Origin of the sequence: Streptomyces sp. NPDC102441, assembly GCF_044765585.1 — a bacterium.
In the GTDB taxonomy this organism is placed as follows: Bacteria; Actinomycetota; Actinomycetes; order Streptomycetales; family Streptomycetaceae; genus Streptomyces.
Window position 1 is genome coordinate 82,207 of record NZ_JBIWKH010000011.1, and the last position, 15,904, is coordinate 98,110.

Here is a 15,904-nt window from a genome sequence, read left to right on the forward strand (position 1 = left end):
GGCCCGGAACCATGGATGCCGGGCGCCGCACAGGAACCCGGCCTGACACGACCGAGAGGACCCCGTGGCCGACCCCAAGAGCTACATCATCGAGTCATTGGACACCGGGTTGCGCCTGATGCGCCTCTTCCTCACCCACGACACCCTGTCGGTCAGCGACGCCGCCCGGGAACTGGATGTGGCCCGCTCCACGGCTCACCGAGTGCTCAGCACCCTGGAGTCGCGCGGCTTCGCCACCCGCGACGCCTCGGGCAGGGGCTACTCCGCGGGGCCCGAACTGGTCACGCTGGGCCGCCCGGCCGGCTACGGCCCCGAGATCCGGGCCCGCCTGCAGGCCGTGCTGGACGCCGCGGCCACCGCCACCGGAGAGACCATCAGCACCGCCGCCCTGATCGGCGACCAGGTGATCATCACGGACGGCCGGGAGTCGCCCCACCCCGTCCGCGCCGTCCAGGAGACCGGTCGTGCCCACCCCGCGCACGCCACCTCGGCGGGCAAGGTACTGCTCGCCCAGCTGACCACCGAGCAGGTCTGTGCCCTCTACCCGCAGGAGGAGCTCCCCCGCGTCACGGACCACACCCTGATCTCCCGGACCGCCCTGCTCGCCGAGCTGGCCGGTATCCGCACCCTCGGCCGTGCCGACAGCGCGGGTGAGTCGGTCCCGGGGATGAACGCCGTCGCTGTTCCGCTCGTCGGCAACAGCTGGCGCGACAGGCTTGCCCTGATGGCGTCCATGCCGGCGGACCGCGGCGGTGAACCCGAACTCGCCCGGCACGCCGTGGCGATGCGGCGGGCAGCAGGGCTGCTGCCCCCACCGTCCCCCTGACCCGCGGTCGAGCCGGGCACGGCCCGCCGACGGGCGAACTGACGGCGGCCGGCCACCCTTTGGCTTTGCGCAAGAATCTGGAAGAGCTTGCAGAAATCCTTGACGGCGGCACGGACGGAGCGGCAGGCTCCCACACGTTCCCCCCACGACAGCCTGGCGCGTGGCTGTCTTCGAGGGCACAGCTGTGCCCGATGTCGAAGGAGCCGCACATGAAACACCGATTCCGCCTGGTCGGCGGGACGCTGGCCGGAGTCCTGACCGTCGCGGGTCTCACCGTGCTCGCGCCCTGGCAGTCACAGGCGACACCGCCCGGCGAGAAGTCCGTCACGGTCACCATGTTCGAGCGGCAGTACGCGGATGTGGCGTCCGCCTGTACCGATCGGCTGGGCCCGGCCGGTTACGGCTATGTCGAGGTGTCGCCCGCCTCGGAGCACATCCAGGGCGACCAGTGGTGGACCTCGTACCAGCCGGTGAGCTACAGGATCGCCGGCCGGCTCGGTGACCGCGACGCGTTCGCCGGCATGGTCGAGGCCTGCCACGCGGCGGGTGTCCAGGTCATCGCGGACGCCGTCATCAACCACATGTCGTCGGGCTCGGGGACGGGCACGGGCGGCACCGCCTACACCAAGTACACCTACCCCGGCTACTTCCAGGACGCGGACTTCCACACCTGCCGTACGGACATCAACGACTACGGCAACCGTGACAACGTCCAGAACTGCGAACTGGTGGGCCTGGCCGACCTCGACACCGGCAGCGACGCGGTCCGGGGCACCATCGCCGCGTACCTCGACGACCTGCGCTCACTGGGCGTGGACGGCTTCCGCATCGACGCCGCCAAGCACATGGCAGCCGATGACATCGCCGCCGTCAAGGGGAAGATGAGCGACCCCGGATTCTGGGTCACGGAGGTCATCCAGGGCGGCGGCGAGGCCGTGCAGCCCGACGAGTACACAGGCATCGGCGACGTCGACGAATTCCGTTACGGAAGCCACCTCAAGAGCGCCTTCCAGAGCGGCGACATCGCCCAGCTGCAGTCCGTCGCCGACGGCAAGCTGGGCAGCGCCTCCGCCCGTACGTTCGTCGACAACTGGGACACCGAGCGCAACGGCTCGACACTCACCTACAAGGACGGCGCGGCGTACACCCTCGCCAATGTCTTCATGCTGGCCTCCCCCTACGGCTCGCCGAACGTCTACTCGGGCTACGAGTGGTCCGACAAGGACGCGGGGCCGCCGAGCGGCGCCGACGGCTGGACCGACACGCACGCCGAGCAGGCGGTCACCGGGCTGGTCGGCTTCCGCAACGAGGTGGGCGCGGCCGAACTGACCGACTGGTGGGACAACGGCAGCAGTGCGATCGCCTTCGGCCGCGGTGACAAGGGATTCGTCGCCCTCAACAACAGTGACGGCGAGCTGGCCCGGACGTTCACGACCTCGCTGCCCGGCGGCACGTACTGCAACGTCGCCGCGGCCTCCCCGGACAACTGCGACGGCAACACCGTCACCGTCGGCTACGACGGGCAGATAGAGACCACCCTGCCCGCCCGCGGCGCCCTGGCACTGCACACCGGGGCCCAGGCCGGCTGACCGGGAACACACCACGGACCGACGACGCGCAGGACGGGCCCACTCCGTCCTGCGCGTCGTCGGCCGACCGAGCGGCACATGATGAGCACACCCCTCGACCGAGAGGCACGACCACCTTCATGCGCGAGCAGACCGACGTTCTCGTCCTGGGCGGCGCGGGCGTGGACACCATCGTCCATGTCCCCGAGCTGCCGCTCCCGTTCGCCGACAGTTACATGATCCGGCCGGGCATCGAGACCCGGGCGGGCCAGAGCGGGGACTTCGTCGCGCTCGGGCTGGACGCCCTCGGTCTGCGTACACATCACCTCGACATGATCGGTGCGGACCACGAGGGAGATTTGGTCCGCACCCTCCACCGCGAACGGGGCATCCCGCTCACCGAAGCTCCTCTCGCGAGCGGCACCAAACGTGCCGTCAACCTTGTCGGCCCGGACGGCCGCCGGCTCTCCCTGTACGACGCCACCCGCACACACGAATCGGACCGGTTCGAGGAGTCGACGGTCCGCGAGCTCGCCACCGGCACCCGCCACGCCCACGTCGTCATCACACAGCCGTGCGCCTTCACGTTGCCGGTGCTCCGCGAGGCCGGTGCGACCATCTCCACCGATCTGCACAACTGGGACGGCGCCGACGCCTACCACGAGACGTTCGCCCTCCAGTCGGACCTGGTGTTCCTGTCCACCACCGCCCTGACCGACCCCGAGCGCACCATGCGCGACATCGCCGACAGAGGGAGAGCACGTATTGTCGTAGCGACCGCGGGTGCCGACGGGTCGTACCTGCTGTACGACGACGAGCTGACGCACACGCCCGCCGTGACCCCGCCCGCTCCCGTGGTGGACTCCAACGGTGCCGGCGATGCCTTCGCCTCCGGTTTCCTCCTCGGCCTGCTGAACGGCGAACACCCCCGACGCTGCGCCCTGTACGGGTCCGTGGCCGGTGCCTACGCCTGCACCGTGCCCTCGACGCGCACCGATGCCATCGGCTTGGAGGAGCTTCTCGCCCGGGCCGCCGCGGTGGAGAAGGGCCACGCGGCGGACGGGACGCTGCCCGCCGGGGACACGGCATAGCGGGCCTCCGCCCCGAGGACTGTCCCGATCGCGATCGCACCCCGGGTCCCGGCACCGCTCGGCCGACGGGAACGCGGCCCCCTATCCTGAACCGTGTGCTGCCGAACGGGGATTTCGAGGACGGTGACCGTGGTCCGCGGCCACGCGGCACATGGTGGCGGGAGGGCGCGCTCACCGCGACGGCGTTCGCGCTCTGTCTGCTCGGCGGTGTGGTGCAGGTCGACGACACGCGGTCCCCGCCGTCCGCCGCCGTTTACTTCATAGCCGTGGTCTCCTGTGCCGTGCTGCCGCTGCGGCACCGGGCGCCGTCGGCCGCCATGGCGGTCACGACCGCGAGCGGCCTGCTGGTGCCGGCCCTGGGCCTCCTGCTGAGCCCGCTCATCGTGGCCCCCGCCGTGATCACCGCGTACTCCTGCTCGCTCACCGCGCGCACCGAACAGCGCGCGGCGGCCGTGGTGTCGCTCGCCTCCGTGGCGCTGCTGGCCGCCTCCACGCCCTTGTCGGGGGGCATCTCGTGGCAGGACGCCAGCAGGATGGGATCGGTGGCGGCGTTCCCGCTGGTGGCCGGCGTACTCGGTCACGCGGTGCGCAACAGACGGGCCTACCTGGCGGCCGTGGAGGAGCGGGCCCAGCGGGCCGAGGAGAGCCGGGACAGCGAGGCGCGCCGGGGAGTGGCCGAGGAACGGGTGCGCATCGCCCGGGAACTGCACGACCTCGTGGCCCATCAGATCACCCTGGCCAACGCGCAGGCCACGGTCGCCGCCCACCTCTTCGACACCCGCCCGGAGCAGACCCGCAAGAGCCTGGAGGAGCTCGTCGAGACCACCGGCCACGCGCTCGACGAACTGCGGGCCACGGTCGGTCTGCTGCGTCAGTCCGGAGACGCGGCCGCGCCCGCCGAACCGGCGCCCGGGCTGTCCCGGCTCCCCACGCTCCTCGACTCCTTCCAACGCGCGGGTCTGGAGGTGTCGGTGCACCAGAAGGGCACGGCCAGGCCGCTGCCCCCGGCAGTGGACCTCACCGCCTACCGCATCATCCAGGAGGCCCTGACCAACGTGACCAAGCACTCCGGTACCGGTAGCGCCCAGGTGTGCCTGGCCTGGAACCGCGATCACGTGACCATCACCGTCGCCGACGACGGACGCGGCACCCGTACGGTGCCGACCGCATCCACACGAGGGGGCGCGTCCCCGGGGGCGGACCGTCCGCCCGGTTACGGTCTGATCGGGATGCGTGAACGCGCCGCCGCGGCCGGGGGAAACCTCTCCGCGGGCAGACGCGCGGAGGGCGGCTTCCTCGTCTCCACCCAGCTGCCCCTGCCCGCCGAGGACACGACGTGGAGGGCCGGCAGAGCGACAGGCGACGCGCGGACGGGCGACGGAGAGGCCGGGGACGCACCATGACGCTCCGGGTGCTCCTCGCCGACGATCAGGCTCTGCTGCGCGATGCCTTCCGGATGCTTCTCGACACCGCCGACGACATCACCGTGGTCGGCGAGGCCGCCGACGGCCGAGAAGCTGTGAGGCTCACCCGGGAGCTGCGCCCGGACGTGGTGATCATGGACATCCGTATGCCCGAGATGGATGGTCTCACCGCCACGTCGGAGATCTGCGCGGACCCGGAACTGCGAACCAGCCGCATCCTGATCCTCACCACGTACGAGACCGACGAGTACGTCGCACAGGCGCTGCGGGCGGGGGCCGGCGGCTTCATCGGCAAGGGCATCGGGGCCAATGATCTGCTGGACGCCGTGCGTACGATCGCAGGCGGCGACACTCTGCTGTCCCCTGCTGCGACCCGCTCCCTGGTCGCCCGGTTCCTGGCAACACCGGACGACGCCCCGCCGCACCACCCCGAACAGCTCGCCGCGCTCACCCCGCGCGAACGCGAGATGGTGGCCCTGGTCGCGACCGGCCTGTCCAACCAGGAGATCGCCGAGCAGATGTTCCTCAGCCCCTTCACGGTCCGTGCCCACGTGCAGCGCGCCATGACGAAGCTGGAGGCCCGCGACCGGGCGCAACTCGTAGTCATCGCCTACCGGACGGGCCTGGCCCACGCTGCCCCCGACCAGTTCTCGTAGTCCGCGCGGCTTACCGCGGAGGGGCAGATTCGGGCAGCACCAGGGCTGAGTGGGCCGGTCGTGCCGCCGCCGTGGGCATGGTGACGAGGCCACGCAGCATGGTGTTGCGTTGTTCCAGGGCCCGCACCGTGGTGGGAAAGAGGGTGGCCCCGCCGTTGTCGACCAGCGCCTGATTCATGTTCACGAACTCGCGTACGTCGCGCTCGTAGGCGGCAAAGGCCTCAGAGTGATCCCGGTTCGAGGCCAGGGAGTCGGCGAGCATGTAGGCACCGGCCAGCGCGAGGCTCGAGCCCTGGCCGGTGAGGAACGATGGTGCGTACGCGGCGTCGCCGACGAGCGCGACGCGGCCCCTGGACCAGCGGGGCATGCGGATCTGACCGGCCGTGTCGAAGAACAGGTCAGACGCGTCGCGCATGGCGTTGACCATGCCAGGTACCTCCCATCCCGCGCCCGCGAAGGTCGTGGCGACCAGCTCCCGCTGGGCGTCGGGGTTCCGGAGCGCGACGGAAGGCGGTTCCGGTTGGTGAAAGTTCAGGAAGGCGTGCACCTGATCGCTGTCCCCGACGGCGTAGAGGGCCGCGGCCTTCCCCGGGGTGTTCCACATCATGAGCTCGTGGGACAGCCCGAAGGTGTTCGGCATGGTGAATATGGCGAAGCAGTAGCCGAGGTAGCGGTGGAACTGCTCTTCGGGGCCGAACAGGGACTCCCGGGTATGTGAGTGCATACCGTCGGCGCCGACCACCAGGTCGAACGTGCGTCGTCGCCCACTGCGGAAGGTGACGTCGACCTCTTCTCCGGACTGGTCGAGGGTGTCGATGGAGTCGTCGAACAGGAACTCCACGTCGTCGCGCACCATCGCGTGGAGAATCGTGGCCAGATCCCCGCGACGCACCTCGATGTCCTGTCCATCGACACCGCCGGCGACGGCACGCGGAGTGACCGCCGCCAGTTCACTGCCATCGGGGTTGAGGAAGGTGCAGCGACGCGAGTCGATGTGCGCGTCCCGCAGTTGCGGCAGTATCCCCATCCGCCGGACCACCTCCATCGCGCTGCCGCGGACGTCGATCGGATAGCCACCGCCGCGCAGTGTGCCTGCCTTCTCCACCACGGTGACCGCGAATCCTGACCGGTGCAGCCAGTACGCCAGCGCGGGTCCGGAGATGCTGGCCCCGGAGATCAGAACGTTGCGCTTCGTCATGCCTGGGCTCCCTTCTTCGTGATACGGACGATGAGCAGTGACAGTGCCGCGACGAGGCCGGCGACGGCGAAACCTGTGGTGAACGCCGATTCGGCCGGCAGGCCCGACAGTGGGTCGGCCCCGGAGTCGAGGACCGCGCCGCCGATCTGGGCACCCAGAGCGGCGCCGATCACGCGCGTCACCACGAGCAGGCTGGTCGCGACGCCGATGTCCTCGGCCGCGACAGTGGTGGCGGTGCCGGCGAGCAACGCCGTGGTGCCGACGCCCGCGGCGAACGCGGTCAGGACCTTGGCGACGGCGAGCTGCCATTCCGCGGTGTGCAGCGCCGCCAGAGCGAACATAGTGGCCGCCGTGACGACGGTGCCCGCGACGACCACGGCACGCGGACCGAGACGCCGCGCCGCGAGCCCGCCGACCGAATCGCTCACCGACCCGGCGATGGCGCCGGGCAGCAGGAGCAGCCCGATGTCGGTGGTGCCGGCTCCGAAGCCGTACCCGTCGGCCGAAACACCGAACAGCTGCGGGAGAAGAAAGCCCACCATCCCGTAACTGGTGGTGATGACGAAGGTGAACACGAACGCGTTCCGCATCGCAGGCCTTGCCAGCATTCGCAGATCGACCATCGGCGAGGCCGCCCGGCGCTCGACGGCGACCCATCCGGTCGCGAGGGCGGCCACGCCCAGGGCGATGGCACAGACCGCGAGCGGCGGCAGGCCGCCGTCCCCCGTCACCGTCACGAGCCCGAGCATGAAGGCGAGCAGCGTGCCGCTCAGCAGAAGGACGCCGTGCCAGTCGATCCTGTCGTCCGACCGGATCGGCGGATCATGCGGCATCAGCCACATCACGACCGATGTCGTCGCGATGACCGCGATCGTCGGCAGCGCGAACATCCAGTGCCAGGACATTCCTTCCGCGATCGGCCCGGCGAACAGCATTCCCACCATGCTGCCGCCCGTGAACAGTGCGACGACCAGCCCGATCGCCACCTGTGACTCGCCTGGCGAGAGGTGTTTGCGCACCAGGATGAAGGAGAGAGGCAGCGCACCCACCATGACGCCCTGCAGTACCTGACCGAGCAGCAGAACCGGCAGGTTCGGCGCCAGACTTGCCAGCAGCCCACCGACCGACACCACGGCCATCAGCCGGACCAGCACCCGCTTCCCGCCGTAGCGGTCCCCGAGTTTGCCGGCGACGGGTGTGACGACCGCTCCGGTGATGAGTAACGCGTTGCCGATCAATGCCCCTTCGCCGCGACCGACCCCCAGCTCACCCTGGAGCAGCGGGAGTGCGGGCTCCACCACGGACTGCAAGGTGCCGAGGGCGAGGGCCAGGAAGCCGAGGGCACCGATCGACAGCCTCCCCATGCGGACAGGGGAGTCGACAGCCTCGGACGTAGACGTCCCTTTCATCACCTGTTGATCACTCCAGACACAGCCAGGAAACGGGAACGCGCGAGATCCGCGCGCCTCCCACACTTCCTTCCGGCGCCGCGCCGGGCATCGTCCCCTGCTGCCGTCCTCACCTGGTGCACCCGGACCAGCCACGCACGTCGCCTGGTGCCTGCGCACCAGGCCGACGCCGGCCGCCCGGCGCCGCGCGGAGATCCGCACGGCGTCCGGGAGTCCCGAGACGCCGTGTTCAAAACCGCGGTGAGCGACTCGCTGCCGCACGTCAGCACGTGGTGGCCGTAGATCCTCGCCGCGATCACGACCGGCGTCACCAACGCCGCCTCCGAAGGGATCAGCAGGGCGATCAATGCCGACGCCGTTCATCTTTACGCGAACGCGTTGTGAGCCAAGGATCGGCGAACCCTGATCGGGAGGTGCATAAAGGGTTCATATAAATCCGCTATGCTTCAGGCATGAGTCACCGAGACGCCGCGCACGGCGCTTCCCATGCCATCGGGTCAGCCCTCTACGGTCTGGCCACCAGGGCCGTGAAACGCCTTCCCCGCGACATGAGCCTGACGTCCGCCGCCACCTTGGCCACCCTGGACAGGACCGGCCCGCGACGGATCACCGATCTGGCGGTGGCCGAGGGCGTCACCCAGCCCGCGATGACCGTCCTGGTCCGGGTGATGGAGGAATCCGGGCTGGTCGACCGGAAGGGCGATCCGTCCGACAAGCGGGTCACGCTGGTGTGCCTGACCGAGACCGGCGCGTCGTACGTCCGGACGCGACACCAGGCGGGCGTCGACGCGTACGCACGGTTGATCGACGAACTCACCGGTGACGAGGTCGAGGTCTTGGCAGCAGCCCTTCCGGCGCTGCTGCATCTGGCGGAGCTCGAAAGCCACGCCCGAGCGGAGTCGCACCGGTGACCGCGTCCCAGGCTCATGACCAGCCCATGAGCACTGCCCTGATACGTTCCGAGGCACGTCTGCTGGTCCCCGCCCTGATATTCATCGCCCTGGTCGTGGCGGCGGTCGCCAGCCTCGGGACGCCGCTCATCACCAGCGTGGCGACCACGTTCCACGTCTCCCTCGACAGCGCGCAGTGGACGCTGACCATCGCCCTGCTCAGCGGCGCCGTCGCCACACCCGTCCTCGGCCGGCTCGGAGCCGGTCCGCACCGGCGGGCCACGATTCTCGCCACGCTGGCGATCGTCGTCGTCGGCGGCGCGCTCACCGTGCTGCCGCTGCCGTTCGCCTGGCTGCTCGTGGGCAGAGCGGCCCAAGGCGTCGGACTCGGTCTCACCGCGCTGATGATGGGCGTGGCCCGCGACCATCTTCCCGAGGAGCGCAGCGCGGCCACGATCGCCCTGATCTCAGTGGTCTCCATCATCGGAGCCGGCGTCGGCTACCCGCTGGCCGCGCTGCTCGCCGAGTTCGGCGGACTGCGGGCCGCCTACGGCCTCGGCCTGCTCGTCACCGCCATCGCCTTCGTGACCGCGTGGCGCTCCATGCCCGCAGCTCCCGAAGGCCGCTCCGCTCGCGTGAACGTGGCCGGTGCGCTCGTCCTGGCGGGTGGACTGCTCCTCGTTCTGTTCCTGGCCGGCGAGATGAGCCTGTGGAGCCGACACCTCGCCGTGGCGGTGACCCTTGCCGTCGCCGCCGTACTCCTGCTCAGCTTCTGGACCGTTTCCGAACTGCGAAGCAAGACGCCCCTGGTCGACGTCCGGGCGGTACGGCACCCGGCGGTCGCCGGGGCGAACATCGTCATGTTCGTCGGCGGGAGCGGCATGTACCTCCTGCTCACGCTCATCACCCGCTACGCGCAGACGCCGCACAGCGCCGGCTACGGCTTCGGACTGACCACCTTCGTGGCGGGGCTGGTCCTCATTCCGTTCTCCGTGCTGGGGTTCATCGCCGGCAAGCTCACGCCGCGGGTCCGCGAATGGATCGACGGCCCCCTGCTCCTGGCCGGCAGCGCCGCCATCGTCGGCGGCGGGTTCGTCCTGTTCGCCACCGCCCGGTCCAGCCTGGCCGAACTGCTCGCGGCCATGGGCGTGCTGGGCTTCGGCGTCGGCAGCTTCTCGGCCGCCATGCCCGGCGTCATCCTGGCCGTCACCCCCAAGAGCGAGACGTCGAGCGCCATGAGCTTCAACTACGTCGTCCGCAGCGTCGGGTACTCCCTGGGCAGCGCCGTCGGCGGTCTGATCCTGGCCGCCGGCACCGCCACGGGCCGCCTCTTCCCGAACGACGACGCCTACACGACCGCGGCGCTGGTCGGCGTCGCCGCGATGGCGATCACGACGATGGCCGGCCTCGCCCTCGCCCTCACCCGTCGACGCTCACCCGAGACGAATCCGATCACAGCCCCAGTCGGTGTGCCGGGCCTGGGCCGGTCGAGTCGAACCGAAAGCTGAGGACAGAAGCCTTCCAACTTCGATGCCGTCTCCGTCGGCTCGCTGACCCACAGCGCGCCGGCCATGGATCTGAGCACGCTTCTGAGCATCAGTTCCGAACACAGGAGGTACCGTGACCAAGGGCTATCGGGTCAGCGCCTACCGCACCATTGCGGACCCCGAGAAGCTGGCTTCCTACAACAAACTGGCTGGTCCAGCCGTCAAGGCCGCGGGGGGGCGGGCGCTCGCCCGCAGCGACCGGGGCGTCGCACACGACGCCGGAATCGCCGCGCGCACCGTCCTGATCGAGTTCGACAACTTCGAACAGGCGGTCGCCGCACATGCGAGTGCGGCCTACCAGGAGGCGCTGGCCGCACTTGCTGACGGCGTCGAGCGCGACTTCCGCATCATCGAAGGCCTCGACTGACGACGCCTACCGGGTGCTCGCTCAGGTCAGCCCCGCCTCGTACCTGCCGCTCTTGGCCAGGGCGCTTCAACGTCTGAGCTACGACACTGGTAATCGAGGGTGGGCCAGCAGCCACTTCTTGACCGCCGGTGTCTTGTGGGTCGCGTAGTTGTCGAGGATCAGGTGCACCTCGAGACCGGCCGGCAGCTCCCGGCGGGCCGCCTCCCGCAGTTCAGTCTCGACCAGGCAAGGAAAAGGCTAGGCAGACGTGCGGACCTGCGACAGCGGTTCTGGACTTCGTTCGCCGGGTGCGAGAGATTCTAGGGTTTCGGCGGACGTGGTGCCCCGGCCGTGGGAAATCCGCGGCACCCGTGCGGAGCGGGGCAAGAAGCGCGGCGGCAGGCACATGGTGATCATTCCTGTGAGAATCAGCGCGCCGCCGGCCCAAGCCACCGGCGAGAGGTGCTCATGGAGCAGGAGCACGCCGATCAGCGCAGCGGCCAGGGGCTCGGCGAGGCTGAGGGTTCCGGCCGTGGTCGCGCGCACCTTGGTGAGGCCTGTGGTGAACAACCGGTAAGCGAGGGCGGTGGTCGCCACGCCCAGCCAGGCGACCAGGGTGAAGGTGGCGCCCTGCTGCACGGGAGCGGCGCTGTTGACCATCCAGGGTGCCAGCGGGAGGGCTCCTGCGAGCAGGGACAGCGCGGCAAGCCCGGGCAGCTGGGCAGCGGGAGCGACAGCAGCCAGTTTCTTGGCAAAAGCGGTGTACAGGCCGTAGCAAACACCGGCGGCCACGGCCAGGATCATGCCCAGCGCGTCCACGCCTTCGCTCCCCGGCGCCAGCAACAGGACGCAGCCGGCGATGGCCGCGGCGGTACCGGCCATCCAGACGGCTGTCATCCGTTCACCAGTGACCCACCGGGCACACAGCCCGATCGCCGCGGGGGCGACGCCCATGGCGACCACCGTGGCCAGGGCCGCCCCGGTCCGCGCCACCGAGGACAGTAGGGCCGCCTGGAAGACTCCCGTAGACACTGCGCAGATCAGCAGGGGGCGCACCACCGTGCCCGCTGTCAGCGCCCGCACGGTGTTCCGGCGGATAGTGAAGATCCCCAGGATCATCCCGCCCACGAGCAGCCTCCAGCCTCCCAGGGCCATCGGCGCCATGGGACTGGACGCAAGCACCTGAGCGGGGCCGACCGTGCCCCACAGCACGGCCGCGCCAAGCACCAGCCCTGCACCGAGAAGCGGGTCGTTCGTTCGTGTATCCATAGCCAGCGAGACTAAGCAAAATGCCAAGCAATGCGGCTACTGTCCGCACGTCATACGCCGTAGGGTCCATTTCATGGAACTTGATGCGCTGGACCTGGCCCTTCTGCGGGAGCTGCAGAACGATGCACGGCAGACGAACCGCGACCTCGCCGCCAAGACCGGAGTCTCGCCCTCCACGTCGCTCGAGCGAGTACGGCTGCTGCGCGAGAGTGGTGTGATCACCGGCTACCACGCCGCCCTGGACCTCGACGCGGCCGGCCGGCCCGTCCAGGCACTTATCTCGGTGCGCATCCGGCCCCCGGCCCGCCCCGTCATCGAGGGGTTCCGGGAATGGGCGGCACGACTGCCCGAGGTGATCGGCCTGTTCGTCACCTCAGGCCCTCACGACTTCCTCATCCACATCGCCGTCCCGAATGTCGACGGCGTGTACGCCTTCGTCATCGACCGCCTCACCGAACGCCGCGAAGTCGCCGACGTGCAGACCACCATGGCGTACGAGCACGTCCAGTCCCGCTGCATCGAGCCGGCCGGCCCCGATCGGCCCCGCTTCTCGCGCAGAGCCCGCTGACTGATTCCGGAAAGAGTGCCTTGCCACCGCCGAGAACGACAGGATGCACAACGACCTGGCGCTCGTCGACAAGGCCGTGAGCTCCGCAGCGAGGTAGGCGCCGCCCATGAAGAGCAGATCCGGGCCCGAGTACGGCAGTGACGGCCGCAAGTTCACGCACAACATGAAGAATCCTCGTCTACGTGGGCAACTGGCCAAGACCCGTGGGTCGACCGCCCGGGGCAAGGACCCGTTCCTGGAGTACCGAGGCGGCAGGAACAGCTTCAAGATCAAGCGCAACTCGGACGGTAAGCACACCTTCGAGGACCGGTACGAGAATCATGTCCGGGCGGGATACGCGTACCGGTCCTGCAAGTAGGGCGTCGGCTGCTCCCGCACGGCGGTATGCCGAGCCTGTTCGTCACGGCGTGTCGATGCGTCCCGTGAACTCGGTGATTGCCTTGGCCAGTTCTTCGGGAGCCTCCATCGCTGCGTAGTGACCGACACCGTCGAGAGAGGCCGAGCTCACTTCGCTCGCCGCGGCCCGGGTCATGGTGGTGAGGGTGAAGGAACCTGCGCGGGCTCCGACCGCGAGAACGGGCACGTTCAGTCCGGGCGTCCGGGCGAGGGCCGTGATCTCGGAGCCCTCGCGCAGCATCGACCGGTAGAGCCCGATCGCTCCGCGCCATCCGCCGGGCCGCGCGTAGGTGCGGGCGAACTCGCCGATGTCGGCCTCGGTGATGGCTCCCGGGGTCGTGCTCAAGGCGGGGAACACGAACTGCCCCAGGAACTCGCGCTCGCGGCCGGTCAGCAGCATCTCGGGGATGCCGGGTGCAGCGAGAACCCCGATGTACCAGACACCGCCGTGGGTGATGTCGGCCAGCGCCTCCATTCCGAACCCGGGGAGCCCCGTCTCGATCGCAGTGAGGCTGAGCACGTCCCGCGGGTGCGTGGTCGCGAGGCGGAACACGCTCGCCCCGCTGATGTCCTGCCCGGTGAGATGCACAGGCCCCACGCCGAGATGCTCGATCAGAAGGTGCAGGTCCTCGGCTGTGGTAGCGCTGTCGTACGTGCCCGGCCCGTTGCCGGAGTCGCCGAACCCGCGCAGGTCGACGGCGAACACGCGGTGGTGGGCGGCGAGCAGCGGGATGAGCTTGTGGAAGGACCACCAGGTCTCGGGGAAGCCGTGGACCAGCAGAATCGGGGTTCCACCGGTGCCCGCCGCCACGTAGTGCAGCGTGGTTCCGTTCACCTCGACGCTGTGGTGGGTGAGCCCCGGAATCGTCGCGCCGACTGGTATCGCGTGCATCGCATCTCCCCGATTGGACAACTTGGTTGCCAGATAATAGTCAACCTGGTTGTCAAAAGGCAAGCTCAAGCTCTTCCCGTACTCTGCTGCCATGTCCCGTTCCGGTGCCGATCTCGCGCTGCTCCTGCTCGGGGGCTTCCGTTCGCTGGTGGACGATGCGACCGACGAGCTTGCTCGGCGCGGCCACCAGGACGTACGCCCCGTCCACGACTTCGCCATGCGGGCCATCGCGGCGGGCGCCGATGACGCCACGCGGCTCGGCCGCCGCTTGTCCGTCTCCAAGCAGGCGGCCGCGAAGACGATCGCGGCCCTGCAGGAGCGCGGATACGTGACACGCGAGACCGACCCCCTCGACGCCCGCCGCAAACGCCTCCAGGTCACCGCCCTCGGCTTCGACGTGTTGCGCCAGGGCGAAGAGATCTTCGACGAACTGCGGGACGGCTGGGAACGGCGGATCGGCCCGGGCGAACTCGAGCGCCTGGAAAGGCATCTGGCGACACTGGTCGACGCCGCCCCCATTCGCTTGGACACGCCTGGCTGGATGGCGCGTGACCTCGGGGGTCCGTCCTAGCGCAGCGCCGGGCAGCAACGGTCGGGTCGGATGGGCCCGGGACCTGTGTCAGTGGCGTCCAGCTGTCGGCTTCGCGCCGCAAGTTCTGGCCTCACGAAGTGGCGGGGTCGAGGTCGCTGACGTCGACGAATCCAGCCTTGCGGTTGAGGTTGCCGGTGAGGCGGACGACCGTGACCCGGCGAAGCAGGCGTGCCGCCCGGGTTCCGGCGCGATCTTCCGCAAGCGGACTTGAGGGCGGACCGGGTTCATCGGATGTACGGGCTGAGCTTCACTTGGATTCGATCCGCCCCATGGGGGTGACGCTCTGGGACAAGGTCTTTTGCGCTGCCGTCCAGCCGGTGTCCTCGACGCGGAGTGCGTGGCGAAGATACGCCCAGGTGACCCGTTGGATCAGAGCCACGCGCTCGGGGTTCTCGTCCGTCGTCTCCCGCACTTCGTAACCGGCGATTCCGCCGAGGGAGTGCTCCGCCCCGAAGAGGGTGAGCAGGCTCTTGTGCCCCGGGCTCAGGTGGTACGGGTCGGCGAGCCACTCCGGTCCTCTGACGGACAGCGGAAGCTCGTCCCTGTCCCCGGCGACCACGAGCGTCGGCGTGGTCATGTGCGCGAAGTCCGGCCCCTTCAGCCACGGGAGGTTCTCGGCCGCGAAGGGGGTCAGGTCGGCCCCGCCCCTGCCGGCCGTGGCAAGCAGCACGCCCGCCTTGATCCGCGAGTCGGACAGGTCTTCCGTTTTTCCGCTCACCGGATCGAGAACGCGCAGGCCGAGCAGAGTGCCGGCCGTCTGGCCGCCGAAGGAGTGGCCGACCGCGGCGATGCGGTCTCGGTCCAGACGCCCGTCCAGACCGGGAACTGCGGCCTCCAGCAGATCAAGCTGGTCAAGGATGTGCTTCATGTCCTGGACGCGGAAGCGCCAGAGCCGTGGCGTGCGGGGATCGTCCTGGGGGAGACCCACGGTCCTGGAGTCGAGATGGGTGGGCTGAATCACCACGAAGCCGTGAGCAGCCCAGAAATCGGTCAGCGGGCCGTAACCGTTCAACGAAGAACCGAAGCCGTGGGAGAAGACGATGACCGGCAGTTCACTCCCGGTGGTCGGCGCGGAAATTCTCACCTGCAGGCCCTCACCACGTCCCGGTGCTTCCAGCACCGCCGGTTTCACCGAGATGACGGGGGAGGGGGCGGTGATGGGGATGTCTGTTGTCGCCGCGTCTGATGTGGTCATTTGCAGATCCTTCTGTCGAGCAGGCTGGTCACGGTCT

General features: G+C 69.5%; 16 protein-coding genes. 11 read left to right on the plus strand and 5 right to left on the minus strand.

Annotated features, from left to right (window positions below; genetic code table 11):
* Nucleotides 1–64 precede the first annotated feature (64 nt).
* The 5 genes from ACIREO_RS24210 (at nt 65) to ACIREO_RS24230 (ending at nt 5,565) form a co-directional block, all read left to right on the plus strand.
* Nucleotides 65–826 (plus strand): IclR family transcriptional regulator, encoded by a 762-nt coding sequence (locus ACIREO_RS24210; protein ID WP_404113676.1) that lies wholly within the window; start codon nt 65–67, stop codon nt 824–826.
* Between the two features lie 209 nt (nt 827–1,035).
* Nucleotides 1,036–2,415: an alpha-amylase family protein gene (locus ACIREO_RS24215; RefSeq protein WP_404113678.1), complete on the plus strand. Its 1,380-nt coding sequence runs from the start codon at nt 1,036–1,038 to the stop codon at nt 2,413–2,415.
* Between the two features lie 119 nt (nt 2,416–2,534).
* Nucleotides 2,535–3,485, plus strand: a complete 951-nt coding sequence (locus ACIREO_RS24220; protein ID WP_404113679.1) for an adenosine kinase — start codon at nt 2,535–2,537, stop codon at nt 3,483–3,485.
* Nucleotides 3,486–3,580: 95 nt separating this feature from the next.
* Nucleotides 3,581–4,888: a sensor histidine kinase gene (locus ACIREO_RS24225; RefSeq protein WP_404113681.1), complete on the plus strand. Its 1,308-nt coding sequence runs from the start codon at nt 3,581–3,583 to the stop codon at nt 4,886–4,888.
* Complete coding sequence (locus ACIREO_RS24230) at nt 4,885–5,565, plus strand: response regulator (protein ID WP_404113682.1); 681 nt, start codon at nt 4,885–4,887, stop codon at nt 5,563–5,565. Before ACIREO_RS24225 ends, ACIREO_RS24230 begins: the two co-directional genes overlap by 4 nt.
* Nucleotides 5,566–5,575: 10 nt before the next feature.
* Here ACIREO_RS24230 and ACIREO_RS24235 read toward each other — a convergent pair whose 3' ends face one another.
* Together ACIREO_RS24235 and ACIREO_RS24240 are read right to left on the minus strand one after the other, a co-directional pair.
* Nucleotides 5,576–6,763 carry an FAD-dependent monooxygenase gene (locus ACIREO_RS24235; RefSeq protein WP_404113684.1) on the minus strand — a complete coding sequence of 396 codons (1,188 nt, stop codon included), beginning with the start codon at nt 6,761–6,763 and terminating at the stop codon, nt 5,576–5,578.
* Complete coding sequence (locus ACIREO_RS24240) at nt 6,760–8,127, minus strand: MFS transporter (protein ID WP_404113686.1); 1,368 nt, start codon at nt 8,125–8,127, stop codon at nt 6,760–6,762. Before ACIREO_RS24240 ends, ACIREO_RS24235 begins: the two co-directional genes overlap by 4 nt.
* 497 nt (nt 8,128–8,624) lie before the next feature.
* On the opposite strand from ACIREO_RS24240, the gene ACIREO_RS24245 reads away from it, so the two are divergent.
* The 3 genes from ACIREO_RS24245 (at nt 8,625) to ACIREO_RS24255 (ending at nt 10,976) form a co-directional block, all read left to right on the plus strand.
* Nucleotides 8,625–9,083, plus strand: a complete 459-nt coding sequence (locus ACIREO_RS24245; protein ID WP_404113688.1) for a MarR family winged helix-turn-helix transcriptional regulator — start codon at nt 8,625–8,627, stop codon at nt 9,081–9,083.
* Nucleotides 9,084–9,109: 26 nt separating this feature from the next.
* Nucleotides 9,110–10,570: an MFS transporter gene (locus tag ACIREO_RS24250; protein WP_404113689.1), complete on the plus strand. Its 1,461-nt coding sequence runs from the start codon at nt 9,110–9,112 to the stop codon at nt 10,568–10,570.
* A 112-nt stretch (nt 10,571–10,682) separates the two neighbouring features.
* On the plus strand, nt 10,683–10,976 hold the full coding sequence (locus ACIREO_RS24255; RefSeq protein WP_404113691.1) for a DUF1330 domain-containing protein: 294 nt from the start codon (nt 10,683–10,685) through the stop codon (nt 10,974–10,976).
* A 237-nt stretch (nt 10,977–11,213) separates the two neighbouring features.
* On the opposite strand, the gene ACIREO_RS24260 is transcribed toward ACIREO_RS24255, so the two are convergent.
* Nucleotides 11,214–12,224 carry a DMT family transporter gene (locus ACIREO_RS24260; RefSeq protein WP_404113693.1) on the minus strand — a complete coding sequence of 337 codons (1,011 nt, stop codon included), beginning with the start codon at nt 12,222–12,224 and terminating at the stop codon, nt 11,214–11,216.
* Nucleotides 12,225–12,297: 73 nt separating this feature from the next.
* Between ACIREO_RS24260 and ACIREO_RS24265 the strand changes: the two genes are divergently transcribed.
* Nucleotides 12,298–12,792, plus strand: coding sequence for an Lrp/AsnC family transcriptional regulator (locus ACIREO_RS24265; protein WP_404113695.1), 495 nt, complete (start codon nt 12,298–12,300; stop codon nt 12,790–12,792).
* 106 nt (nt 12,793–12,898) lie between these two features.
* Nucleotides 12,899–13,150 (plus strand): hypothetical protein, encoded by a 252-nt coding sequence (locus ACIREO_RS24270; protein ID WP_404113697.1) that lies wholly within the window; start codon nt 12,899–12,901, stop codon nt 13,148–13,150.
* A gap of 42 nt (nt 13,151–13,192) precedes the next feature.
* Here ACIREO_RS24270 and ACIREO_RS24275 read toward each other — a convergent pair whose 3' ends face one another.
* Nucleotides 13,193–14,080 (minus strand): alpha/beta fold hydrolase, encoded by an 888-nt coding sequence (locus ACIREO_RS24275; protein WP_404113699.1) that lies wholly within the window; start codon nt 14,078–14,080, stop codon nt 13,193–13,195.
* Nucleotides 14,081–14,171: 91 nt separating this feature from the next.
* Here ACIREO_RS24275 and ACIREO_RS24280 point away from each other — a divergent pair, with 91 nt between their 5' ends.
* Nucleotides 14,172–14,651 carry a MarR family winged helix-turn-helix transcriptional regulator gene (locus ACIREO_RS24280; protein ID WP_404113701.1) on the plus strand — a complete coding sequence of 160 codons (480 nt, stop codon included), beginning with the start codon at nt 14,172–14,174 and terminating at the stop codon, nt 14,649–14,651.
* Between the two features lie 268 nt (nt 14,652–14,919).
* On the opposite strand, the gene ACIREO_RS24285 is transcribed toward ACIREO_RS24280, so the two are convergent.
* Nucleotides 14,920–15,867 (minus strand): alpha/beta hydrolase family protein, encoded by a 948-nt coding sequence (locus tag ACIREO_RS24285; RefSeq protein ID WP_404113703.1) that lies wholly within the window; start codon nt 15,865–15,867, stop codon nt 14,920–14,922.
* Between the last annotated feature and the right edge of the window lie 37 nt (nt 15,868–15,904).

Bases quoted from the DNA above. Each gene is read 5' to 3' on its own strand.
- ACIREO_RS24215 (WP_404113678.1), top strand. From the start codon at position 1,036: ATGAAACACCGATTCCGCCTGGTCGGCGGGACGCTGGCCGGAGTCCTG.
- ACIREO_RS24220 (WP_404113679.1), top strand. From the start codon at position 2,535: ATGCGCGAGCAGACCGACGTTCTCGTCCTGGGCGGCGCGGGCGTGGAC.
- ACIREO_RS24230 (WP_404113682.1), top strand. From the start codon at position 4,885: ATGACGCTCCGGGTGCTCCTCGCCGACGATCAGGCTCTGCTGCGCGAT.
- ACIREO_RS24235 (WP_404113684.1), bottom strand. From the start codon at position 6,763: ATGACGAAGCGCAACGTTCTGATCTCCGGGGCCAGCATCTCCGGACCC.
- ACIREO_RS24240 (WP_404113686.1), bottom strand. From the start codon at position 8,127: ATGGGGAGGCTGTCGATCGGTGCCCTCGGCTTCCTGGCCCTCGCCCTC.
- ACIREO_RS24245 (WP_404113688.1), top strand. From the start codon at position 8,625: ATGAGTCACCGAGACGCCGCGCACGGCGCTTCCCATGCCATCGGGTCA.
- ACIREO_RS24250 (WP_404113689.1), top strand. From the start codon at position 9,110: ATGAGCACTGCCCTGATACGTTCCGAGGCACGTCTGCTGGTCCCCGCC.
- ACIREO_RS24260 (WP_404113693.1), bottom strand. From the start codon at position 12,224: ATGGATACACGAACGAACGACCCGCTTCTCGGTGCAGGGCTGGTGCTT.
- ACIREO_RS24265 (WP_404113695.1), top strand. From the start codon at position 12,298: ATGGAACTTGATGCGCTGGACCTGGCCCTTCTGCGGGAGCTGCAGAAC.
- ACIREO_RS24270 (WP_404113697.1), top strand. From the start codon at position 12,899: ATGAAGAGCAGATCCGGGCCCGAGTACGGCAGTGACGGCCGCAAGTTC.
- ACIREO_RS24275 (WP_404113699.1), bottom strand. From the start codon at position 14,080: ATGCACGCGATACCAGTCGGCGCGACGATTCCGGGGCTCACCCACCAC.
- ACIREO_RS24280 (WP_404113701.1), top strand. From the start codon at position 14,172: ATGTCCCGTTCCGGTGCCGATCTCGCGCTGCTCCTGCTCGGGGGCTTC.
- ACIREO_RS24285 (WP_404113703.1), bottom strand. From the start codon at position 15,867: ATGACCACATCAGACGCGGCGACAACAGACATCCCCATCACCGCCCCC.